Here is a 21,215-nt window from a genome sequence, read left to right on the forward strand (position 1 = left end):
CCCCTAGCGCAGCGCCATGACGCTACCCCGCACGCCCGACGAAGCCGCCGCCGAGCTGGAAAAGCTCGCCGCCGAGATAGCGCACCATAACCGCCGCTATCACGACGAGGACGCCCCCGAGATCAGCGACGCGGATTTCGACGCGCTGGTCCGCCGCAACGCGGAAATCGAAGCGGCCTTCCCAGCGCTGGTCCGCGCCGACTCCCCGTCGCGGCAGGTCGGCGCGACACCCTCGGGCCCGCTCGCCAAGGTGGCGCATGCACGGCAGATGTTCAGCCTCGACAACGGCTTTTCGGACGAGGACATCGCCGATTTCCTCGGCCGCGTCCGCCGCTTCCTCAAGCTCCCCGACGAGGCCGTGGTGGAACTCACCGCCGAGCCCAAGATCGACGGCCTGTCCTGCTCGCTGCGCTACGAGCACGGCTTGCTGGTCCAGGCACTCACCCGCGGCGATGGCCGGATCGGCGAGGACGTGACACCGAATGTCCGCACCATCGCGGACATCCCCCACCGCATCGAAGGCGCGCCGCCGGTGTGCGAAGTGCGCGGCGAAGTTTACATGGCGAAGGCCGATTTCGCCGCGCTTAACGCCCGGCTGCTCGCCGACGCGGCCGAGACGGGCAAGGACGCCCGCCAGTTCGCCAATCCGCGCAATGCCGCTGCGGGATCGCTTCGCCAGAAGGATGCCGGGGTCACCGCCGCACGGCCGCTGCGGTTCCTCGCCTGGGGCTGGGGCGAGCTGAGCGACCCGCTCGCCGAGAGGCAGTATGAGGCGATCGACCGCATCCGCGCCTGGGGCTTTCCGGTCTCCGACCTGTTCGTCCGAGCGCCAACGCTGGACGATGCGCTCGCCCAGTATCGCGCGATCGAGACGCGGCGCGCCGATCTGCCCTTCGACATCGACGGCGTGGTCTACAAGGTCGACCGGCTCGATTGGCAGGAGCGGCTGGGCTATGTCGGCCGCGCGCCGCGCTGGGGCCTGGCGCACAAATTCCCCGCCGAGCGCGCCCAGACGACCCTCGTGGCGATCGACATCCAGGTCGGCCGCACCGGCAAGCTGACCCCGGTCGCGCGGCTGGAGCCGGTGACGGTGGGCGGCGTCGTCGTCAGCAACGCGACGCTGCACAATGCCGACGAGATCGCGCGGCTGGGGGTCCGCCCCGGCGACCGCGTGGTGCTCCAGCGCGCCGGCGACGTGATCCCGCAGATCGTCGAGAACCTGACGCGCGACGCGCTGCGCGACGCGTGGCACTTCCCCGCCCACTGCCCGATCTGCGCCTCCGAGGCGGTGGCGGAAGAAGGCGAAGTCGATGTCCGCTGCACCGGCGGACTGATCTGCCCGGCACAGCGACTGGAGCGTCTCAAGCATTTCGTCAGCCGGGGTGCGCTCGACATCGACGGCCTGGGCGAGAAGACCCTGATCGAATTGCTCGATCTCGGCTGGATCGCCGAACCCGCCGACATCTATCGCCTTGCGCGCTACCGCGAACAGCTGCTCGGGCGCGAAGGCTGGCAGGAAAAGTCCGTCGACAGCCTGCTCGCCGCGATCGAGGCGAAGCGCGCCCCCGATGCCGCGCGGCTTCTGTTCGGGCTGGGCATCCGCCACATCGGCGCGATCACCGCACGCGACCTGCTCAAGCGCTACGTCACCCTGCCCGCGCTGGAAGCCCTGGCCGACGAGCTGATCGCGCTGCGCGATGCCACGCTCCCCGTCCTGGGCGAGACCGAGGCGAAGCACCGCACCCGCCTCGACAAGGCCATCGCCGAGCGAATCGGCGTCGAAAATGTCGGCGCAGCGGTGGGCCATGCGCTCGCCGACTTTTTCCACGAGCCGCACAATCGCAGCGTGTGGCGGGATTTGCTGGAGGCGGTGACGCCGCCACCCTTCGTCGTCGAAGCGCGCGAATCGGAAGTGACCGGCAAGACGCTGGTGTTCACCGGCACGCTGGAGACCTTGAGTCGCGACGAGGCGAAGGCGCAGGCGGAACGACTGGGCGCGCGCGTCTCCGGCTCGGTCTCCGCCAAGACCGATCTGGTGATCGCCGGTCCCGGGGCCGGTTCGAAGCTGAAAAAGGCGGCGGATCTGGGAATCCGCGTCATCAGCGAGGCGGATTGGGTATCGATTGTAAACGCCTCCGAGTGATGCGTTTTTGCAACGCACCATCTTGGAACGTTAAGCTAGGATTGACTGTCACAATTTCGCAATCAATTCCACGCAGGGGGGCAGCCGGAACAGACGGTGTGACAAGCGCCGCGACTGGCAGCAGCCACTGGCTCTAAAAGGGAACTCTAGATGCGAACCAACCTCTATGCGGGCGTGGCCTTTGCCGCGCTGCTTCTTCCGGCGAGCGCCTTTGCGCAGTCGACCGGCTCCACCAGCTTCGAAGAACCGAGCGAGATCGTCGTGACCGGCGCGCGCGCAGTCAACGAATCGGTCGTCATCCCGGACGTTCCCAAGTCGCGCATCACCGTGGGCCGCGATCTCATCAGCCGCCAGCGCCCCGGCCAGACCGTCAACGACATCATCAACATGGTGCCGGGCGTCAGCTTCCAGAACAACGACGCAACCGGTGCCGCCGGTGGTACCTTCACGATCCGCGGCTTCGACAGCTCGCGCATCTCGCAGACGCTGGACGGCATTCCGCTGAACGACACCGGCAACTACGCGATCTATTCGAACCAGCAGCAGGACCCGGAAACGCTCGAGTCGATCAGCGTCAACCTGGGCACCACCGACGTCGACAGCCCGACCGCGTCGGCCGTTGGCGGCACCGTCAACATCCGCACCCGCGTTCCCTCCGAGCAGTTCGGCGCGATGCTGTCGGGCACCTATGGTGACTATATCGGCGTCGGCGGCAACATGCACCGCCCGATCTACCGCATGTTCGGCATGGTCGACACCGGCGACATCGCCCACACCGGCATCCGCGCCTTCTTCTCGGGTTCGAGCACCGAAGCCAACCAGCCGTTCAACAACTACGGCAAGCTGAAGAAGCAGCAGTACAACGCCCGCATCTACAAGAGCCTGGGCGACAATGGCGACTTCGTGTCGGTGGCCGGCCAGTACAACCAGAACCGCAACAACTTCTTCGGTTCGGTGCCGCTGCGCACGGACGCGTCGGCGACCCGCATCGTCGGCCCGAACACCGCGAACCGCTTCCCGCTGACCCGCCGCGAGCGCTTCTACAACATCAACTATCCGTGCGTTGTCAGCGTCACCGCCCGTCCGGGCGTTGCCGACGGCCTGTCGCCGGCCCCCGCCGCGCCGACCGCCGGCGCCAGCTGCGGCCAGGAATTCGACCGCCGCTACAACCCGTCGAACACCGGCAGCGTCCGCTTCGGTTCGCGCTTCTCGCTCAGCGACAAGCTGATCTTCACGCTCGACGCCAGCTACCAGTACACCAAGGCCAATGGCGGCGGCACCGTCAGCCTGCTCGAAGGCTGCGGCAACCTCGGCAGCACCACCAACCGCACCTGCGGTACCGGTAGCGTCGTCGGCGTGATCAACACCACCGGCAACAACGGCAACGGTTCGCCGGGCGGCTTCGGCTATTATGTCGGCCGGGACCTGAACGGCGACGGCGACACCCTCGACACGATCCTCGGCGTCGCGCCGAGCCAGACCCAGACCCGCCGCTTCGGCGCGGTTGCCGGTCTCGCCTACGAGATCAACGAGAACAATCGTCTCCGCCTCAACTACACGCTGGACTACGGCAAGCATCGCCAGACCGGCGAAGCCGGCTTCGTCCAGGCCAATGGCGAGCCGTTCGACGTGTTCCCGGTCAACAGCCCGATCCTCGACTCGACCGGCGCCGCGATCGAGAAGCGCAATCGCCGCTCGAAGGCGATCCTGAACCAGGTCTCGGCGGAATATCGCGGCCAGTTCCTCGACGAGGCGCTGACCGTCAATCTGGGCGTCCGCGCACCGTTCTTCCGTCGCGAACTGACCCAGTACTGCTTCACCGTGCAGGCCAACGGCAACGTTGCTTGCGTGGCGCCGAACCAGGTTGCAGCCTATGCCGCTGCCAACCCCTACACCTACTTCGCGCCGGGCACGAGCACGGTGGGCAGCGTCAACCGCCCGACTACCGGTTCCTGCGCCAACCTGAAGAACGCCTGCGTCATCGGCTTCGCCCCGCCGCAGGGCCGCACGCTGAACTACAACCGCGCGCTGCCGAACGTCGGCGCGACCTACAAGTTCGGCAACGGCTTCAGCGTCTATGCCAGCTACGCGAAGGGCCTCTCGGTCCCCGGCACGGACAACCTGTACAACTCCTTCTACTATGCGAAGGGCAGCACGCAGGCGTCGCCGAAGCCCGAGACGACCGACTCGTTCGACCTGGGTCTGCGCTACAACACCAGCAAGGTGCAGGCGCAGCTCTCTGGCTGGTACACCCAGTTCCAGAACCGCACCGTCTCGGTCTATGACATCGAGAGCGACACCAGCGTGTATCGCAACCTCGGCACCGTCGATAAGTACGGCGCCGAAGCCTCGGTCCAGTACACCCCGATCCGCAACCTGAACCTCTACGCGTTCGGCTCGTATCTGCACTCGCGGATCCGCGACAACATCGAGGCCGGCCAGGTTGCCACCACCGCGAACGGTGTGACCACCTATACGACGAACTACTTCCAGACGAAGGGCAAGCGCGAAGGCGGTTCGCCGACCTGGACGTTCGGTGGCCGTGCGCAGGCGACCGTCGGCCTGTTCGATCTGGGCGTGCAGGGCAAGTACACCGGCGCACGCTTCGTCAACGACGAGAACCTGCCGGTCTACACCTGCGCGGGCTCGCTCGTCGGCGGCATCTGCCCGGATGCCTCGCAGGTGAAGGTCTATGGCGCGCGCATCCCGTCCTACATCACCGTGGACGTCGATGTTCGCTTCAACCTGGGCAAGCTGATCAACAACCAGAAGACCTTCTTCCAGGTGAACGTCAGCAACCTGTTCGACGAGTTCTACGTCGGCGGCCTCAGCGGCTCGGGCGGCTTCGTCGGCCTGCCGAACCGCTACTCGATCGGCAACGCCATCATCGGCACGCCGCGTTCGATCACCGGCTCGCTCGTCGTCGCCTTCTAAGTCGACCGACCAAGCGCGAAACACGCCGCCGTCCCGGGCAACCGGGGCGGCGGTTTGCGTTTGTGGCGGCCTTTGCCCCCGGCCGCCGCCGATGGTAGAGGCGCGCTGTGGCAAAGACTTCGCTTCCGCTTCCGCGCGTCAAATTGTTGGGCCTTTCCAAGCCCGACCTGTTTTCCCGTCCCTTCTTCGAAGACAAGGGCCGCGCCTTCTGGATCCTGCAGGCAACCGGCTGGAGCGGCTATCTGCTGCTGCGCTCGGTTTCGTCGATCTCGAACGGGCTTTCCTTCGAGATCGTGATCAAGGCGATCATCGAAGCGATCGTCGGCTATTGCCTCACCCTGCTGCTGTCGGCGCTCTACGGCTTCTACCGCCGCCTGCCGCGCATCCCGGCGGTACTGCTCACGCTCGCGACGCTGGGGGCAGCGACGCTGCTCTATGCGGCGCTGGAGGCCTTCACCTATTCGTTCAACGCGGCCGAACCCGGCATCACCGTGGCGCGGGTGCTCGGTGCCAGCTTCCTCACCTTCACCGTGCTGGCGGGCTGGTCGGCGCTGTATTTCGGGATCAACTTCTACCTGATCGTCGAGCAGCAGATCGATCGCATGCAGATCCTGGAGAACCAGGCCTCCAGCGCGCAGCTGGCGATGCTGCGCTACCAGCTGAACCCGCACTTCCTGTTCAACACGCTCAACTCGATCTCGACACTGGTGCTGCTCAAGCAGACCGAGCGGGCCAACATCATGCTGTCCCGCCTCTCCTCCTTCCTGCGCTACACGCTGGCCAACGAACCGACTGCGCATGTCACGCTGGCGCAGGAAATCGAGACGCTGAAGCTGTATCTCGAGATCGAGAAGATGCGCTTCGACGATCGGCTGCGCATGCATTTCGATCTCGATCCGCGCGTCGCCAAGGGCCGGCTGCCGTCGCTGCTGCTCCAGCCCCTGGTCGAAAACGCGATCAAATATGCCGTCAGCACGCAGGAAGAGGGTGCCGACATCATCGTCTCGGCTCGACTCACCGGCGATAGGGTGCAGATCGCCGTGTCCGATACGGGTCCGGGATTGATCGAAGCGCGTCCCAGGCCGACGCTTTCGACTGGCGTGGGGCTCGCCAATATCAGGGAGCGGTTGGCACAGGCTTTCGGGCCTGACCATCGTTTCGAGACGCGAACGAAACCCGGGGAAGGTTTCAGCGTTGAGATCGAGATACCGTTCCAGCTTGAGGAACCGAACCGAGAGGCCGCATGACCATCCGTACCATCCTCGTCGACGACGAATCCCTGGCAATCCAGGGACTCGAGCTCCGGCTCCAGGAGCATGAGGATGTCGAAATTATCGACAAATGCTCCAACGGCCGTGAAGCGATCCGATCGATCAAGACGCACAAGCCCGACCTCGTCTTTCTCGACATCCAGATGCCGGGATTCGACGGGTTTTCGGTGATCCAGGGGCTGATGGAGGTAGAACCGCCGCTGTTCGTCTTCGTCACCGCCTATTCCGACCATGCGATCCGCGCCTTCGAGGCGCAGGCGGTGGACTATCTGATGAAGCCGGTGGAACCCGCCCGGCTGGCCGACACGCTCGATCGCGTCCGCCAGCGCCTCGCCGAAAAGCGCGGCGTGGAGGAAGTGGAGAAGCTGAAGGAAGTGCTGGCCGAAGTCGCTCCCGACGCGGTGGACGAGATGGCGACTACCGACGGCGGCGAACCCGCTGCGAATCGCTTCGAGAAGCTGATCAACATCAAGGATCGCGGCCAGATCTTCCGCGTCGACGTCGATACGATCGAGCGGATCGACGCTGCGGGCGACTATATGGTGATCTACACCGGCGAGAATAATCTTGTGCTGCGCGAGACCATGAAGGATCTGGAAAAGCGGCTCGATCCGCGCCGCTTCCAGCGCGTGCACCGCTCGACGATCGTCAACCTGGATCTGGTGCGCCAGGTAAAGCCGCACACCAACGGCGAATGCTTCCTGGTGCTCGAATCGGGCGCGCAGGTGAAGGTGTCGCGCTCCTACCGCGACGTGGTGGCGCGCTTCGTCCACTGACCCCTTCCGCCGTCCCGGCGCGCGCTGGGGTGGTGACGCAGAAAAAAGGCCTCGTCCGCCGGGACGAGGCCTTTTCCTTGTGCAGCCGCCTGGATCAGAAGCCCGACGAGAAGGTCAGGAACCACTGGCGCGGCGCGATCGGATAGACCGAGTAGCTGTTGGTCGCCGACCCCACCGAGATGGTCGACCAGCCGCCCACATCGGCCAGGTTGGTGACGTTGAGGCTGAGTTCGGCCTTCTTCAGCCGCACCAGCTCCGCCGGCAGCTTGGCCGCCAGACGCAGCGAGGTGAGGAAGTAGGACTTCACGCTCGTGTCATTGGTGTAGGTCGCGTAGCGGCGGCCGACATAGTCACCGGTCACCTGCGCCTCGAACGCGCCGAGCGACAGCGTCGCGACCGACTTGTTCATCCACTTCGGCGAGCCCGGCACCTGCTTGCCGCAGGTCGGCACCACGCCGTTCGACACGACATAGCCGCCGATGCAGCCCGGCACCGCCGCGCCGATGCCCAGCGCGGTCGAGCTGTAATCGCTCTGATAGGTCGAGCTGTTGTACGAGGTGGCGTTGTAGAGCGACAGCGCGCGACCGAAGTGCAGCGTGAACGCCGCGTCGACGCCGTCGGTGTGCACGCTGCCCACATTGACCAGGATCGAGGTACCCCCGGTGATCGCGCCGCCGGCGATGCCGCCGGGGTTGGTGCTGATCGCCAGCAGCCGGTTGCTGAAGGTCACGTGGTAATAGTTCACCTGCGCGTCGAGACCGCTCAGGATGCCGTCGAAGCTGCGGTGCGTGCGCGCGCCCGCCTCGTAGGTCCAGCTGCTTTCCGGCTTGCCCTGTCTGGCGAAGGCATCGAAGGCGGACTGGCTGCCGGTGAACCAGGGTGAAAGCGAGCCGCCGCCCAGATAGGCCATGTACTGGTGCAGGTTCTTCTGGACGTTGAAGTAGAGCTGCTCATGGCCGTTCAGGTCGTAGGTTGCGCCCAGCGACGGCAGGAACCAGTTCTGCGTGTTGATCCGGCCGCTCGGCAGGTTGCCGGTCAGGCCGGAGAGCGAGCCCGCCTTGGGCTGCACGACGAAATAGCCATTGGCCCATTGCGCGCTGGTCTTCACGCCCGCCTCGACGCGCAGCTTGTCGCTGACCTTCCAGGCATCCTGCAGGTGAAGCTGCAGCACATTGACGCGCGCTTCGCCCTGATACTGGGTGAACAGCGGATTGGACGGACGGATATAGGGGGTGCTGGCGTTCGGGTTGTTGATGTCGAACCCGTACCAGCGGCGCCACTGGGTCGCGCTGTTATGCTCGAACCAGGCGCCGAGCTGGACCTGGTGCGCCCCGAAATCGAGATCGAGGTTCGAGATGCCGCCGGTGCGGTCGATGCGATACTCGGTGGTGCGGGTCACCAGGCCCGAACCGCCGGTCGCAGCGACCAGCGCCGCCGAGGCATTGGCGTTGGCGCGATACTTGGTGCCGGTGGCATAGTTCGGATCCAGATAGGCCTGAATCACCGTGATCGACTGACCGAGCGGTCCGGCGACGACGCCCACACCGTCATTGTGATGATAATAGCCGGTATTGGACCAGGTGGCGCGATCCCCCAGCTTGGCGTCATAGCGCGCATAGGTGAGGTAATCGGTGCGCTGCGCATCCGAATAATAGTTGCGATAATTGCTGCCGTTCGACGCCGGCGTGTTGCCGAACGCGTCCATATAGGCCCGCATGCCGGTCAGATCAGAATAGTAGAAGGGGCGCGTACGCGGGGTGTAGAGCTGCGCCGCCGTCGCGGTGCCGCCGGCCGACGGCTTGAAGAAGGTGGTCGCGTCCTCGTTCGGCTCGATCTTGTCGGAATAGTCGAAGAACAGGGTCAGCTTGCCGGCCGCGCCGTCATGGACGAACTTGGCGTTGGCCTGCCAGCCGCCCTGGATGCCGTTAAAGTCCCAGGCGCGGGCGCGCTGGCGGACACCGGCGACATAGGCGCTGTTCTCCTCGTTCGGGCCGAACGCCCCGCTATCGAGGCGCAGGAAGGTGCGCGAGGTGCCATAGCTGCCCACCGTCTGGTTGAGCGTGCCGCCCATCGTCTTTGCCGGATCGGCCGAGAAGGTCTCGATCGTGCCGCCCAGGTTGCTGGTGGAGGCCGTGCCGAGATCGCCGGCGCCGGTCGTCACCACCACGCGCCCGACATTCTCGGAGATCACCGCGCGCTGCGGCGAAAGACCGTTGTAGTTGCCGTAACTCTGGTCCCCCAGCGGAATCCCGTCCATCGTGTAGCCGAGCTGCTGGAAATTGAAGCCGTGGATGAAGATCTGGGCGTTCTGCTCGTTGTTCCCCCAGGGATCGGCGGTGATGTAGAGCACGCCGGGCAGCGTCTGGATCGCTTTCAGCGGCGAGACGCCCGGCAGGATCTTCTGAATTTCTTCCGCGGAAATGGCGGTGGCGGAGCGCGTCGTTTTCGCCGTGACGACGATGTTGCTCGCGGTATCGGTATCGCTGTCGCTGCCCGTGTCGGCGTCGGTGTCGGCGGCGACCTTGCTGGCCTGCTGCGCCTGCGCCGGAAGCGCGGCGGCGGCGGTCAGGAAGGCGGCGACCGAAACGGTCGCGCGAAGTGCGTGGTGGAATTTCATGACGGACCCCCCAGGTCTCGCTGGATGTTGCAGTTGCGAACGCGCCGCTAGGGGGGCCATGTTTCAGTTGGGAGGCGTTTCGATAAAACTGGCGTGACGTTGCCCTTTTACTTCGCTTAACGTTCGCACGGCATCACACCCCGCCCGGTTCGTCCAGTCCGCGCGGCGCCGGGGGTATGGAGCGGATGCCGCGCGGTGGGAACCAGTGGCCGAGTACCAACACCGGCTCCAGGATCGCCATGCCGATCAGCACCGCGACCAGGCGCTCGATCCCCGGGGTAACGTCGCCCTCGGCATAGCTGTCCGGCACCAGCATCACGAGCACCGCCAGCGTGAACTGGGTGCCGACATAGCGATAGCTGTGCGGTCCATTCTCGATGCGGCGACCGATGGCCACGCCTGCCGCCGTCCCGGCGATCAGCAGCGGTGCATCGCGCCCCCCGCCAGGCAACCCACGAACCGCTGCACAAACCGCACGCTCACCGGCACCAGGCCACCCGCGCCCAGTCCCTGCGTCGGCACCAGCATCACGGCCATCACGCCAACCGCGCTCTGGGCGAGCGCCGGCAGTGCCAGTGCCCGCGCCACGCCGATCAGCAGCGCCAGCGCGATCCCCGCCTGGGCGGCATGCGCGAAGGCGGCAGGATGCCACCGCGCTTCATGCGGCGGCGGGGTCCGCTCGCCCGGCCAGCGACGGCGCAGCGTGTACGTGGAGACGATGCTGACCGCCATGCAGGAAAGGGTACCAGCTACCGTCTCAAGGATGCGGGTGAGCACGAATTGGTCTAGCGCCGTCGACGGCGTCTCGATCTTGTCGAGCAGCACCATCGCGAAGGTCAGGCCGAAGAACAGCCAGGCATAGGATCGCCGCGCGGTCAGCGCGCGGTAGAGGCTGAGCGTCCCAACGGCCAGCATCGCCAGCGCGCTGCCGAGCCAGGTGGTTGCGACCAGCGGCGCCAGTCCTAACGCCAGCAGGCCGCCCGCGACGGTGCCGACGATCCGCAACAGCCCCCGCAATACCGTCTCGCTGGCATGGCCGCGCATCACCATATAGCCCGCGAATGCCGCCCACGCGACGTTGTCGCCGCCGATCGCATGCGCCACCAGGATCGCCAGCAGCACCGAGGCCACGCACTCGCCGGCATCGACCGTGCGTGGGGTGATCCGCGCCAGCAGTGCGTTCCAGGCGGCGCCCGCGGTCATCTCATGCGAACAGCTCGGCGAGGAAGTTGGTCATCGCCTGCCAGCTGCGCCGATCGGCTTTCGGCTCGAAGGTGATCGCGGGGTTCTTGCTCTGGACGCGGCTCCGATCAGTGAAGGCGTGGCCGGCATGGCCATAGGCGTGGAGCTGCCAGTCGGCCCCGCGTTCGGTCAGTTCCTGCGCCAGCGCCACGGTCGCGTCGGGCGGGCACAGCGGATCCTCCCAACCATGGCATAGCAGCAGCTTCGCCGCGATCGGCGCGTCGTCGGGCAGGTTCGGCCGGTCATAGACTCCGTGGAACGACACCCCACCCCGGATCGGCAGCCCCGCGCGCGCCATGTCGAGCACGCATTTGCCGCCGAAACAGAAACCGATAGCGCTGAGGCGGTCACGATCCACCGGCGCCAAGCCGGCGAGCGTGCCGAGGGAAACCGCCAGCCGATCCCGCAGCAAGGCCCGATCGGCGTTGAGTTCGTCCATGTAACGCGAATAGGCGGGATCCCCCATCGCGGTGCGCTTGCCCTGGCCGAAGACGTCCGCGACCAGCGCGACATAGCCGAGCCGGGCAAGATCCTCGGCCTTGTCGACATCCGCCTCCTTGGCGCCGAGCACGTTCGGCAAGACCAGCACGCCCGGCCGGGCATGGCCCAGGCCATCGTCCCATAGCGCGGTGCCTTCGAAGGGACCGCCGGGGCCGTCATAGACCAGCGTCTGTCGAACCAATGCCATGCTTGTCGTCTCCTGCGCTTGTCCCTGTCGGCCCTTTCGCTAAGGACGGCGACGCGCAGTTACAAGGAGAACGCCCATGCCCACGCTCGTCCTGATCCGCCACGGCCAGTCGGCCTGGAACTTGGAAAACCGCTTCACCGGCTGGTGGGACGTCGACCTGACCGAGCAGGGCGTGCGCGAAGCGACTGCCGCCGGCACGCTGATGAAGGAAAAGGGCCTCGACTTCGATCTCGCCTTCACCAGCTTCCAGAGCCGCGCGATCAAGACGCTGCATCTGGCGCTGGAAGCGATGGACCGGCTGTGGCTGCCGGAAGAAAAGGACTGGCGCCTCAACGAGCGCCATTATGGCGGCCTGACCGGCCTCGACAAGGCGGAGACGGCGGCCAAGCACGGCGACGAGCAGGTCAAGATCTGGCGCCGCAGCTTCGACGTGCCGCCGCCGCTCCCGGAGGCAGGCTCGCCCTGGGATCTGACCCAGGATCCGCGCTATGCCGGCATTCCGATCCCGCAGACCGAGAGCCTGAAGGACACGATCGCCCGCGTGCTGCCCTATTGGGAGCAGCGCATCGCCCCCGAGCTCAAGGCCGGCAAGCGCGTGCTGATCGCGGCGCACGGCAACTCGCTGCGCGCGCTGGTCAAGCACCTGTCGGGTATCGCCGACGAGGACATCGTTAGCCTGGAAATCCCGACCGGCCAGCCGATCGTGTACCAGCTCGACGGAGACCTGAAGGAAGTCGAGCGCTATTATCTGAGCGAGCGGTGATTGTGGACGTCTAAGCCCCTCCTCCTCGGAGGAGGGGTTGGGGGTGGAGGGATTCCAGAACGCCTGTTAGTCTCGGTGAGACTCTGCCCCACCCACCCCCTCCCCTGAAGGGGAGGGGCTAGGCATCACAACTCACCGCCCGCGCGGCCCCAGATCCGCCGGGATGGTCGTCCGGTACGCCGGCGCCACCCGCGCCTTGCTCGCCTGCTCGTACGCATAGCCCGTGCGCAGCAGCAGTCCGTCCGAATAGGCGGTGCCGATGAACGACAGCCCGGCCGGCAGCCCGTTCACCAGTCCCATCGGCACCGTGAGGTGCGGGTAGCCCGACACGGCCGGCAGCTCGCTCGCCGACGGACCGACGAACTGATCGCCATGCGCCGGGTCGCTCAGCCAGGGCGTGCCATAGGTGGGCGTTACCAGCACCTCGGCGCCCGCCGCCTTGAGCATCGCGTCGATGCCCTCCGGCCCCGCCAGCCGCTGCGACTTGGCGCGGGCTGCCTTGTAGTCGGGATCGTCGAGGCCCTTGGTCGCCTCGGCCTTCACGAAGGTTTCCTGGCCGAAGAATGCCATCTCCTCGCCCGCATGCGCCTTGTTGAACGCGATCACGTCGGCCAGCGTTCGCACCTTCACCGCCGCCGGCGTGGTCGCGAGGTACGCGGCGAGATCGTCCTTGAGTTCGGTATAGAGCACCAGCCCCTCGGCCTCGCCCAGCCCTTCAAGCTTGGGCAGCTTCACCTCGACCAGCGTCGCGCCGGCCGCACGCAGCTCGCCCAGCGCCTTGTCGAAGCGGGCGGCGAGATCGTCGGCCATCTCGGGCCGCCAATAGCCGATCCGCATGCCCTTCAGCGCGTCCGCGGCTAGGCCCTGCGCATAGTCCTTGCGGTAGGCATTTGCGCCCTTGGTCGCCGGATCGGCGGGATCTTCGCCGACCATCGCCGAGAAGAGCAACGCGACGTCCGTCACGCTGCGCCCCATCGGCCCCGGCGTATCCTGGCTGTGGCTAATCGGCACGACGTGGGTACGGCTCACCAACCCCAGCGTCGGCTTCAAGCCGACCAGCCCGTTCATCACCGAGGGGCAGACCACCGAACCATCGGTTTCGGTGCCGACCGCCACCGCGGCGAAGCTCGCCGCTGCCGCTGCCCCCGATCCGCTCGACGAGCCGCACGAGGTGCGATCGAGCGCATAGGGGTTGCGCACCAGCCCCCCGACCGCGCTCCACCCGCTCATCGAGTGATCCGACCGGATATTGGCCCATTCGCTCAAGTTGGTCTTGCCGAGGATCACCGCGCCCGCCCCACGCAGCTGCGCCACCACCGGAGCATCGCGACCCGTGCGATTGTCCTTGAGCGCCAGGCTGCCAGCGGTGGTCGGCAGTTCCTTCGTCTCGATATTGTCCTTGATCAACACCGGCACGCCGTCGAGCGGACCCAGCGGCTTGCCGGCCTTGCGGCGCGCGTCGCTTGCGCGGGCCTGGGCCAGCGCATCGGGGCTCACCGCGATCACCGAGCGGAGCGTCGGCCCCTTCTGATCCATTGCCGCGATGCGGGCGAGATAGGCGGCGGTCACCGCCGCGCTGCTCGTCTTGCCTGCCGCGAGATCCGCGGCGATGCGCGTCGCTGGCACCTCCTCTACCTGCACCTGCGCCACCGCCGGGCTGGCCGCGACAAGCGCCAGCATCGCAACACCCCAAGTCCGCATCGCCTACCCCTTTTCCGTAGTTGGGGAGCAGCCTAACCTGCCGCAGCACAAGCGCAATCCTGCCCCGATTGACATAGGGCAAGATCGGTCGGGCAGGCCGGCAGGCGCCTGCCTTAGGAAGGCGTCGCCACGGAGGAAAAGATGCAGACGCCGCTCGCCCGCTACCATGCCCGGATGCAGCGCGTGCTCGACCATGTCGACACGCATGCCGAGGAGGATCTCGACCTGGAGACGCTGGCGGGCGTCGCGGCGTTTTCGAAGCATCATTTCCACCGCCAGTTCAGCGCGCTGTTCGGCCTGTCGGTGCACCGCTACGTCCAGCTCGTGCGGATGAAGCGGGCATCCTACCGCCTCGCCTATCGGCCGGGCGAGGCCGTAACCGGCATTGCGCTGGAGGCCGGCTATGAAGCGCCCGAGGCCTTCGCCCGGGCCTTTCGCCAGCGCTTCGGTCAGGCGCCCTCGCAGTTCCGCGCGGCGCCGGACTGGCACCCCTGGCACGCGGCCCTCGCGCCGCTAACCCAAGCAAGGAGCCAGACGATGCAGACCCGATTCAAGCTTGCCGACGTGGCTATCATCGACGTCCCCGCCACCCCGGTGGCATTCCTCACGCACCGCGGCGACCCCGCCCGTCTCGGCGACACGATCCGCCGCTTCATCGCCTGGCGCAAGACCACCGGCCACCGCCCGCCGGCAAGTGCCACCTACACCATCTTCCACACCGATCCGCGCACCACCCCGCCGGAGGACTATCGGCTCGACCTGGGCGCGGGTGTTGCGCACCCGGTGGCAGACGCCGAGCACGGCATCGAGCCCGGCCTGATCCCGGCGAGCCGCTGCGCCATGCTGCGGGTCGTGGGTCAGGCAGACGACCTAGAACCCGCCGCCCTCTTCCTCTACCGCGAATGGTTGCCAGATAGCGGCGACGAACCCGGGGACTTCCCGCTCTTCGCCCGCCGCGTCGCCTTCTTTCCCGACGTGCCGGAACGGGAATCGGTGACCGAACTCTATCTCCCGCTGCGATAGCCCCCATGGTGCAGCTTGCGCCGTGACCGCTACCAGCAGTTGTGGCGATCGTGATTCATCCCCCAAAATTTATTTGCAGTTCCACGTTCGTTCCCTTGCCTTTCTTGGAGGCAAGGGAAGACCGCGCGTCGCGGCTTTGGCGGCCGGTCCGTCCCGCCACGAGCCGAGTCATTTCAGCGATGAGCCGTTGCATTCCGATTTCATTTGGGCTCTTGTGCCCGAACTCGGATTGGCACAATCTGTAGTGGTCGCACCAAGGGGCAAACCCAAGCACTGGTAACCCATTGTCCGCATAGCCATATGCGGCTTGGGTAAATTCGTGCCGGGCGCCGGGCCGATGGACACTTTTTGTTCTCGCGCAAACCGGCCTGGTGCTACGATTGCTAATGCCCCGAGTCGGTACTGCGTAGGCAAGGAAGACAGGGGTCCTAGTCATGGAATTCAGGGATAGTGAGAACAGCGTGAACGAGACCGCCACCATCGAAGCCGCCCCCGCCAGCAAGGCGCTCGACAGCAAGGCGATCGTGCCGCAGCCCTATCCGGTCGAGGTCGATCATGCGCGCGACGCGCTGCTCACCGATTTCGGCAAGGAGACGCTGAAGGACCGCTACCTGCTCCCCGGCGAAAGCTATCAGGATCTGTTCGTCCGCGTTGCCTCGGCCTATGCCGACGACCAGGCGCATGCGCAGCGCCTGTACGACTATATCTCGAAGCTGTGGTTCATGCCGGCCACCCCGGTGCTGTCGAACGGCGGCACGGGCCGCGGCCTGCCGATCAGCTGCTACCTCAACTCGGTGCCGGACAGCTTGGACGGTATCGTCCAGACCTGGAACGAGAATGTCTGGCTCGCCTCGCGCGGCGGCGGCATCGGCACCTATTGGGGCAGCGTGCGCGGCATCGGCGAGCCGGTGGGCCTGAACGGCAAGACCAGCGGCATCATCCCGTTCGTCCGCGTGATGGATTCGCTGACGCTGGCAATTTCGCAGGGCTCGCTGCGCCGCGGTTCGGCGGCCTGCTATCTCGACATCTCGCACCCCGAGATCGAGGAGTTCCTCGAGATCCGGAAACCCTCGGGCGACTTCAACCGCAAGGCGCTCAACCTGCACCACGGCGTACTGATCCCCGACGCGTTCATGGAAGCCGTGCGCGATGGCCGCGAATGGCAGTTGAAGAGCCCGAAGGACGGCTCGGTCCGCTCGACGGTCGATGCGCGCGCGCTGTTCCAGAAGCTGGTCGAGACCCGCCTCGCCACCGGCGAGCCGTACATCGTGTTCTCGGATCACGTGAACTCGACCATGCCGAAGCACCACCGGGATCTGGGCCTCAAGGTCTCGACCTCGAACCTGTGTTCGGAAATCACGCTGCCCACCGGCCGCGACCATCTAGGTAATGATCGTACCGCGGTGTGCTGCCTGTCCTCGCTCAACCTCGAGACCTGGGACGAGTGGAACAAGGACAAGCTGTTCGTCGAGGACGTGATGCGCTTCCTCGACAACGTGCTGACCGACTATATCGAGCGCGCGCCCGACGAGATGGCCCGCGCCCGCTATTCGGCGGCGCGGGAGCGTTCGGTCGGCCTCGGCGTGATGGGCTTCCACAGCTTCCTCCAGGCCCGTGGCATCCCGTTCGAAGGCGCGATGGCGAAGAGCTGGAACCTGCGCATCTTCAAGCATGTCAGCGCGCAGGTGAACGAAGCCTCGATGGCGCTGGCGGTCGAGCGCGGGCCATGCCCGGATGCCGCCGACATGGGCGTGATGGAGCGCTTCAGCTGCAAGATGGCGATCGCGCCGACCGCGTCGATCTCGATCATCTGCGGCGGCACCAGCGCCTGCATCGAACCGATCCCGGCCAATATCTACACCCACAAGACGCTCAGCGGCTCCTTCTCGGTGCGCAATCCGTATCTGGAGAAGCTGCTCAAGGAGAAGTCGAAGAATTCCGACGCGGTGTGGAATTCGATCCTCGAGCAGGGCGGCTCGGTCCAGCACCTCGACTTCCTGACGCCGGAAGAGAAGGACACATACAAGACCAGCTTCGAGATCGACCAGCGTTGGATCCTGGAGCTTGCGGGCGATCGCGCGCCGTTCATCGACCAGGCGCAGTCGCTCAACCTGTTCATCCCGGCCGACGTGGAAAAGTGGGACCTGCTGATGCTCCACTTCCGCGCTTGGGAGCTGGGCATCAAGTCGCTCTACTATCTCCGCTCGAAGTCGGTGCAGCGCGCCGGGTTCGCCGGCGGGGTCGAGGCCGACAACACGATCGAGAAGCCCAAGTTCGACCTAGGCGAGTCGACCGACTACGACGAGTGCCTTGCCTGTCAGTAAGATGGGCACCCGCGATCGGTTTGCGATCGTCCTCCGGAAGCGTCGCGCCCTCCCGTCCACCGGACAGGGAGGGCGTTTTGCGTTCGGGGACTGCACAAAGGGGCAGTTCGCGATACAGCGCCCGTATCTATTCGTCCTTTTTCAACAACTTGAACAAAAGGATGAAACTTCCCCTAAGTACGGGGGCCGCAACGCGACGATGGTTCCATAGTTCTTGTTCCACCTGTTACAGGATGAGGAGAAGAATGGTGCCCGTTTCCAAGTTCATGATAGCCGCTCTGGGCGGTCTCGTCGTCGCCGCAACGCCGGTCTCGGCCTTCGCGCAGTCGAAGACGGTCGGCGGCGCCGAGATGGTTGCCAGCAAGACCATCGTCGAGAATGCCTCGCAGTCGGCCGACCACACCACGCTGGTGGCGGCAGTAAAGGCTGCCGGTCTCGTCGATACGCTGAACGGCAAGGGCCCCTTCACCGTCTTTGCACCGACCAATGCCGCGTTTGCGCTGCTGCCCGCCGGTACCGTCGACACGCTGCTCAAGCCCGAGAACAAGGGAACGCTGACCAGCATCCTCACCTACCATGTCGTGCCGGGCAAGGTCACCGCGACCCAGCTCGTCGGCAAGATCAAGGCCGGCGGCGGCACCGCGATGCTTACGACCGTGCAGGGCGAGACGCTGAAGGCCAGTCTGTCGGGCAGCAATGTCGTGCTTATCGATGCCAAGGGCGGGCAGGCCATGGTGACGATCGCCGACGTGCCGCAGTCGAACGGCGTGGTGCATGTGGTCGATCACGTGCTGCTGCCCTGATCGGGCTATCCTGATGCTATCCTGATGGAAAGGAGCTGACATCATGCAGAAGCTCGAACGCCGCAAGCGCGTCGCCCTGAAATGGGGTGCCTTGTTTTTCGCGTTGTTCTGGATCGCGGTGATCGCGTTCCGCATTTCGCTGATGGCGTCGGATGCTCCGGCGCGATGGTCCTTCACCTGACTACCGGGGCCGGGGTTGCGTCAAGCTGTCCCGGCCCTCCGCATACCATATCTGGGGGTAGTGCCCGCGAAGCGCCCTCTAGATGTCGAATTATCCACAACCAAAAACGTGCTGAGACACGCTATTTCGGTAGCGCCGCACGCGCAGTTTCGATACCATCGGCGACCGTGGATTTGGCAGCGCCGAACTCCGGCTCCTGCACAGAGTAAGGTATCGCTGACAGCATCGCATGCGCCTGCATCGTATCGACCTTCGCGCTTTCGGCGCCTTGTCCGCAGGGATGGCGGGATCGCGGTGGCCGACGCTTGGCCAGGCACGCCGGTGCACGCGGCAGGGCGAGGGAGGCATGCGCCGCCCCCGCCGCCGGCGGTCAGGCTTCTTCTTCGAACAGCTCGACGGCTACGTCGGCATTGGCCGACAGGCGCACCGTGTCGCCCTCGACCTCGGCGACCAGGCCGCCCGAGACGAAGTGATGATGGCCCTCATGGCTGCCCTCGGCGCCTTCGACCTGCGCGCCCGAATCCTTCTTGGTCAGCTTGATGCGGTCGCCCTCGACCTTGTCGACGGTGCCGACATGGACGCCATCGGCGCCAATGACTTCCATATGCTCCTTGATTACGCTCAGATCTGCCATGGGTCTTCTCCTGCTAGGGGTTCGCGCACCGAACGCACGCGCACGGCAATCGATGCACGCTACCCCAAGGGACGTCAGCCATACGCAGGGATAGCCGCATGAAGCCCCGCGCCCTCCTCGCCTTTGCCGCTCTTGCCCTGCTCGCCGCCTGCGCGCACCAGGTGCCGAGCGCGGTGCAGCCGCAGGCGCCGGGTTTCCTGCTCGGGCTGTGGCACGGCTTCATCTTTCCCGTCGCCTGGGGGCTGTCGCTGATCTTGCCCGACGTCGCCGTCTATGCGGTGCCGAACAATGGTGGCTGGTATGATTTCGGCTTCTTCATCGGTGTGGTGTTCCTCGGCGTCGGTGCACAGGGTGGCCGCAAGGTCGTCTATCGCGAACGCATCGTGGTGCGCGATGGGATGAAGACCGTCCGCGGACGGGTGATCGACCAATGACGCGCACGCTCGCCCTTCAGGCCGGCCTCGGCATCGCTTCGGGCACGGCAGGACTGATCGTCCTCCTCCGCCCCGCGGCCGCGCGCGGGCTGCTGCGCATCCGGCCAAGCGAGCCGGCGACCTATGCGCTGCGGATCGGCGGCATGATGCTGGTCGCGCTCGGCCTGTTCCTCACCGGCTTCGCGCTGGCCTTTGCGAGCGTGGGAGGGGTGGCGTGAGGGATACCGTTCAACTCGAGCGCGGCGGCTATCAAGCAACCAGTAAGCACTGGTTTGCCCTGAAGCTGATTATAGGCCTTGGCATTCTGGGGCTGCTCAGCATGCTGCCCGTCAAAGACAACATCATGCACTGGGGATATGTAGCCATCGCATCCCACGGGATTTTCGAGGCCCTTCGACTTCTTCTCACGCCCCGCCGCAGCCATGAGGCGGCTGAGGAAGGCCAGTCACCTCGTACCATTCGCGTTCAAGGAGCATTGCTGCTGGTTGCCTGGGCAGCGCTCCTTCTCTTCGCCATTCAAAAATTGTTCTGATCCGGAGTACCCCCATGTCGCTTCTCGAAGCCCGCAAGACCTACAAGCCCTTCGAATATCCCTGGGCCTATGAATATTGGAAGCGCCAGCAGCAGGTCCACTGGCTGCCGGAAGAAGTGCCGCTGGGCGAGGATTGCCGCGACTGGGCGCAGAAGCTGTCGGATCACGAGCGCAACCTGCTCACCCAGATCTTCCGCTTCTTCACCCAGGCCGATGTGGAGGTGCAGGATTGCTACCACGAGAAGTACGGCCGCGTGTTCAAGCCGACCGAGGTGAAGATGATGCTCACCGCCTTCTCCAACATGGAGACGGTGCACATCGCGGCGTACAGCCACCTGCTCGACACGATCGGCATGCCCGAGACCGAATACAGCGCCTTCCTCCAGTACAAGGAGATGAAGGACAAGCATGATTACCTCAGCACCTTCGGCGTCGATACCGACGAGGACATCGCCAAGACGCTGGCGATGTTCGGCGGCTTCACCGAGGGGCTGCAGCTGTTCGCCAGCTTCGCGATGCTGATGAACTTCCCGCGCTTCAACAAGATGAAGGGCATGGGCCAGATCGTCACCTGGTCGATCCGCGACGAGAGCCTGCACTGCGAGGGCATCATCAAGCTGTTCCACACTTTCTGCAAGGAACGGAACTGCATGACGCCGAGCGTGCGCGACGACATTCTGGACATGTGCCAGAAGACCGTCCGCATCGAGGACGCGTTCATCGACCTGGTGTTCGAAATGGGCCCGGTGAACGGCATGACGCCCAAGGACATCAAGAAGTATGTCCGCTTCATCGCCGACTGGCGCCTCGGCCAGCTGGGCCTCAAGCCGATCTACATGATCGACGAGCACCCCCTGCCCTGGCTCGCCCCGCTGCTCAACGGCGTCGAGCACGCCAATTTCTTCGAGACGCGCGCCACCGAATATTCGAAGGCGGCGACGCGCGGCCAGTGGAACGAGGTCTGGGAGAGCTTCGACAAGCGTCGCCAGGCCAAGACCAGCACGATCGCCAACGAGGATGCGATCGAAGGCGACATGTTCGCCAAGGCCGGCATCGCAGCCGAGTAAAGAGTCGCTCTCCCCCCTACCGTGTGCGGGAGGGGGGAGAGCGACGACTGTGGTCGCCACGCGACGGCGGCCAAATCCCCTT

The 21,215-nt window shown here is 65.5% G+C and carries 19 protein-coding genes; 13 read left to right on the plus strand and 6 right to left on the minus strand.

The window, feature by feature from the left end; genetic code table 11:
* The first annotated feature begins 16 nt into the window (after nucleotides 1–16).
* From ligA to OIM94_RS10130, 4 genes are all read left to right on the plus strand, one after another.
* Nucleotides 17–2,143 (plus strand): NAD-dependent DNA ligase LigA, encoded by a 2,127-nt coding sequence (ligA, locus tag OIM94_RS10115; protein ID WP_264606609.1) that lies wholly within the window; start codon nucleotides 17–19, stop codon nucleotides 2,141–2,143.
* 150 nt (nucleotides 2,144–2,293) lie between these two features.
* On the plus strand, nucleotides 2,294–5,077 hold the full coding sequence (locus OIM94_RS10120) for a TonB-dependent receptor (RefSeq protein ID WP_264606610.1): 2,784 nt from the start codon (nucleotides 2,294–2,296) through the stop codon (nucleotides 5,075–5,077).
* A 107-nt stretch (nucleotides 5,078–5,184) separates the two neighbouring features.
* On the plus strand, nucleotides 5,185–6,324 hold the full coding sequence (locus tag OIM94_RS10125; protein WP_264606611.1) for a sensor histidine kinase: 1,140 nt from the start codon (nucleotides 5,185–5,187) through the stop codon (nucleotides 6,322–6,324).
* Entirely contained in the window at nucleotides 6,321–7,124 is an 804-nt protein-coding gene (locus OIM94_RS10130) for a LytR/AlgR family response regulator transcription factor (RefSeq protein ID WP_264606612.1), read from the plus strand. Before OIM94_RS10125 ends, OIM94_RS10130 begins: the two co-directional genes overlap by 4 nt.
* Before the next feature lie 94 nt (nucleotides 7,125–7,218).
* Here OIM94_RS10130 and OIM94_RS10135 read toward each other — a convergent pair whose 3' ends face one another.
* The 4 genes from OIM94_RS10135 to OIM94_RS10150 all read right to left on the minus strand — a co-directional run bounded on the left by OIM94_RS10135 (nucleotide 7,219) and on the right by OIM94_RS10150 (nucleotide 11,671).
* Nucleotides 7,219–9,741, minus strand: coding sequence for a TonB-dependent receptor (locus OIM94_RS10135; RefSeq protein WP_264606613.1), 2,523 nt, complete (start codon nucleotides 9,739–9,741; stop codon nucleotides 7,219–7,221).
* A 133-nt stretch (nucleotides 9,742–9,874) separates the two neighbouring features.
* Nucleotides 9,875–10,138 carry a hypothetical protein gene (locus tag OIM94_RS10140; RefSeq protein WP_264606614.1) on the minus strand — a complete coding sequence of 88 codons (264 nt, stop codon included), beginning with the start codon at nucleotides 10,136–10,138 and terminating at the stop codon, nucleotides 9,875–9,877.
* Nucleotides 10,139–10,158: 20 nt separating this feature from the next.
* The gene (locus OIM94_RS10145) at nucleotides 10,159–10,944 is read right to left on the minus strand and encodes an FUSC family protein (RefSeq protein WP_264606615.1); all 786 of its coding nucleotides are present in this window, start codon (nucleotides 10,942–10,944) and stop codon (nucleotides 10,159–10,161) included.
* Between the two features lies 1 nt (nucleotide 10,945).
* Nucleotides 10,946–11,671 carry a dienelactone hydrolase family protein gene (locus OIM94_RS10150; protein WP_264606616.1) on the minus strand — a complete coding sequence of 242 codons (726 nt, stop codon included), beginning with the start codon at nucleotides 11,669–11,671 and terminating at the stop codon, nucleotides 10,946–10,948.
* Nucleotides 11,672–11,747: 76 nt separating this feature from the next.
* On the opposite strand from OIM94_RS10150, the gene gpmA reads away from it, so the two are divergent.
* Nucleotides 11,748–12,434, plus strand: a complete 687-nt coding sequence (gpmA, locus tag OIM94_RS10155) for a 2,3-diphosphoglycerate-dependent phosphoglycerate mutase (RefSeq protein ID WP_264606617.1) — start codon at nucleotides 11,748–11,750, stop codon at nucleotides 12,432–12,434.
* A 132-nt stretch (nucleotides 12,435–12,566) separates the two neighbouring features.
* On the opposite strand, the gene OIM94_RS10160 is transcribed toward gpmA, so the two are convergent.
* On the minus strand, nucleotides 12,567–14,135 hold the full coding sequence (locus tag OIM94_RS10160; RefSeq protein WP_264606618.1) for an amidase: 1,569 nt from the start codon (nucleotides 14,133–14,135) through the stop codon (nucleotides 12,567–12,569).
* Nucleotides 14,136–14,276: 141 nt separating this feature from the next.
* On the opposite strand from OIM94_RS10160, the gene OIM94_RS10165 reads away from it, so the two are divergent.
* The 4 genes from OIM94_RS10165 (at nucleotide 14,277) to OIM94_RS10180 (ending at nucleotide 18,466) form a co-directional block, all read left to right on the plus strand.
* Nucleotides 14,277–15,158 carry an AraC family transcriptional regulator gene (locus tag OIM94_RS10165; protein ID WP_264606619.1) on the plus strand — a complete coding sequence of 294 codons (882 nt, stop codon included), beginning with the start codon at nucleotides 14,277–14,279 and terminating at the stop codon, nucleotides 15,156–15,158.
* A 434-nt stretch (nucleotides 15,159–15,592) separates the two neighbouring features.
* Nucleotides 15,593–17,482 (plus strand): ribonucleoside-diphosphate reductase subunit alpha, encoded by a 1,890-nt coding sequence (locus OIM94_RS10170; protein WP_264606620.1) that lies wholly within the window; start codon nucleotides 15,593–15,595, stop codon nucleotides 17,480–17,482.
* 245 nt (nucleotides 17,483–17,727) lie between these two features.
* A complete protein-coding gene (locus OIM94_RS10175) occupies nucleotides 17,728–18,285 on the plus strand; it encodes a fasciclin domain-containing protein (RefSeq protein ID WP_413716350.1) in 558 nt (185 codons plus the stop codon).
* Nucleotides 18,286–18,328: 43 nt separating this feature from the next.
* A complete protein-coding gene (locus OIM94_RS10180) occupies nucleotides 18,329–18,466 on the plus strand; it encodes a hypothetical protein (RefSeq protein ID WP_264606621.1) in 138 nt (45 codons plus the stop codon).
* Nucleotides 18,467–18,836: 370 nt separating this feature from the next.
* Here OIM94_RS10180 and OIM94_RS10185 read toward each other — a convergent pair whose 3' ends face one another.
* Nucleotides 18,837–19,100 (minus strand): DUF2171 domain-containing protein, encoded by a 264-nt coding sequence (locus OIM94_RS10185; protein ID WP_264606622.1) that lies wholly within the window; start codon nucleotides 19,098–19,100, stop codon nucleotides 18,837–18,839.
* Between the two features lie 98 nt (nucleotides 19,101–19,198).
* On the opposite strand from OIM94_RS10185, the gene OIM94_RS10190 reads away from it, so the two are divergent.
* The 4 genes from OIM94_RS10190 to OIM94_RS10205 are packed head-to-tail and all read left to right on the plus strand — an operon-like array spanning nucleotide 19,199 to nucleotide 21,133.
* Nucleotides 19,199–19,534 carry a hypothetical protein gene (locus OIM94_RS10190; RefSeq protein WP_264606623.1) on the plus strand — a complete coding sequence of 112 codons (336 nt, stop codon included), beginning with the start codon at nucleotides 19,199–19,201 and terminating at the stop codon, nucleotides 19,532–19,534.
* A complete protein-coding gene (locus tag OIM94_RS10195) occupies nucleotides 19,531–19,752 on the plus strand; it encodes a hypothetical protein (RefSeq protein WP_264606624.1) in 222 nt (73 codons plus the stop codon). Before OIM94_RS10190 ends, OIM94_RS10195 begins: the two co-directional genes overlap by 4 nt.
* Nucleotides 19,749–20,066, plus strand: coding sequence for a hypothetical protein (locus OIM94_RS10200; RefSeq protein ID WP_264606625.1), 318 nt, complete (start codon nucleotides 19,749–19,751; stop codon nucleotides 20,064–20,066). Before OIM94_RS10195 ends, OIM94_RS10200 begins: the two co-directional genes overlap by 4 nt.
* Before the next feature lie 14 nt (nucleotides 20,067–20,080).
* The gene (locus tag OIM94_RS10205; RefSeq protein WP_264606626.1) at nucleotides 20,081–21,133 is read left to right on the plus strand and encodes a ribonucleotide-diphosphate reductase subunit beta; all 1,053 of its coding nucleotides are present in this window, start codon (nucleotides 20,081–20,083) and stop codon (nucleotides 21,131–21,133) included.
* Nucleotides 21,134–21,215: the final 82 nt, after the last annotated feature.

Source organism: Sphingomonas sp. R1 (assembly GCF_025960285.1).
In the GTDB taxonomy this organism is placed as follows: Bacteria; Pseudomonadota; Alphaproteobacteria; order Sphingomonadales; family Sphingomonadaceae; genus Sphingomonas.

Coding starts and splice junctions, on each gene's coding strand:
- OIM94_RS10130 (WP_264606612.1), top strand. CDS start 6,321: ATGACCATCCGTACCATCCTCGTCGACGACGAATCCCTGGCAATCCAG.
- OIM94_RS10205 (WP_264606626.1), top strand. CDS start 20,081: ATGTCGCTTCTCGAAGCCCGCAAGACCTACAAGCCCTTCGAATATCCC.
- OIM94_RS10150 (WP_264606616.1), bottom strand. CDS start 11,671: ATGGCATTGGTTCGACAGACGCTGGTCTATGACGGCCCCGGCGGTCCC.
- OIM94_RS10160 (WP_264606618.1), bottom strand. CDS start 14,135: ATGCGGACTTGGGGTGTTGCGATGCTGGCGCTTGTCGCGGCCAGCCCG.
- OIM94_RS10120 (WP_264606610.1), top strand. CDS start 2,294: ATGCGAACCAACCTCTATGCGGGCGTGGCCTTTGCCGCGCTGCTTCTT.
- OIM94_RS10135 (WP_264606613.1), bottom strand. CDS start 9,741: ATGAAATTCCACCACGCACTTCGCGCGACCGTTTCGGTCGCCGCCTTC.
- OIM94_RS10190 (WP_264606623.1), top strand. CDS start 19,199: ATGAAGCCCCGCGCCCTCCTCGCCTTTGCCGCTCTTGCCCTGCTCGCC.
- gpmA (WP_264606617.1), top strand. CDS start 11,748: ATGCCCACGCTCGTCCTGATCCGCCACGGCCAGTCGGCCTGGAACTTG.
- ligA (WP_264606609.1), top strand. CDS start 17: ATGACGCTACCCCGCACGCCCGACGAAGCCGCCGCCGAGCTGGAAAAG.
- OIM94_RS10170 (WP_264606620.1), top strand. CDS start 15,593: ATGGAATTCAGGGATAGTGAGAACAGCGTGAACGAGACCGCCACCATC.
- OIM94_RS10185 (WP_264606622.1), bottom strand. CDS start 19,100: ATGGCAGATCTGAGCGTAATCAAGGAGCATATGGAAGTCATTGGCGCC.
- OIM94_RS10180 (WP_264606621.1), top strand. CDS start 18,329: ATGCAGAAGCTCGAACGCCGCAAGCGCGTCGCCCTGAAATGGGGTGCC.
- OIM94_RS10145 (WP_264606615.1), bottom strand. CDS start 10,944: ATGACCGCGGGCGCCGCCTGGAACGCACTGCTGGCGCGGATCACCCCA.
- OIM94_RS10175 (WP_413716350.1), top strand. CDS start 17,728: ATGGTGCCCGTTTCCAAGTTCATGATAGCCGCTCTGGGCGGTCTCGTC.
- OIM94_RS10195 (WP_264606624.1), top strand. CDS start 19,531: ATGACGCGCACGCTCGCCCTTCAGGCCGGCCTCGGCATCGCTTCGGGC.
- OIM94_RS10165 (WP_264606619.1), top strand. CDS start 14,277: ATGCAGACGCCGCTCGCCCGCTACCATGCCCGGATGCAGCGCGTGCTC.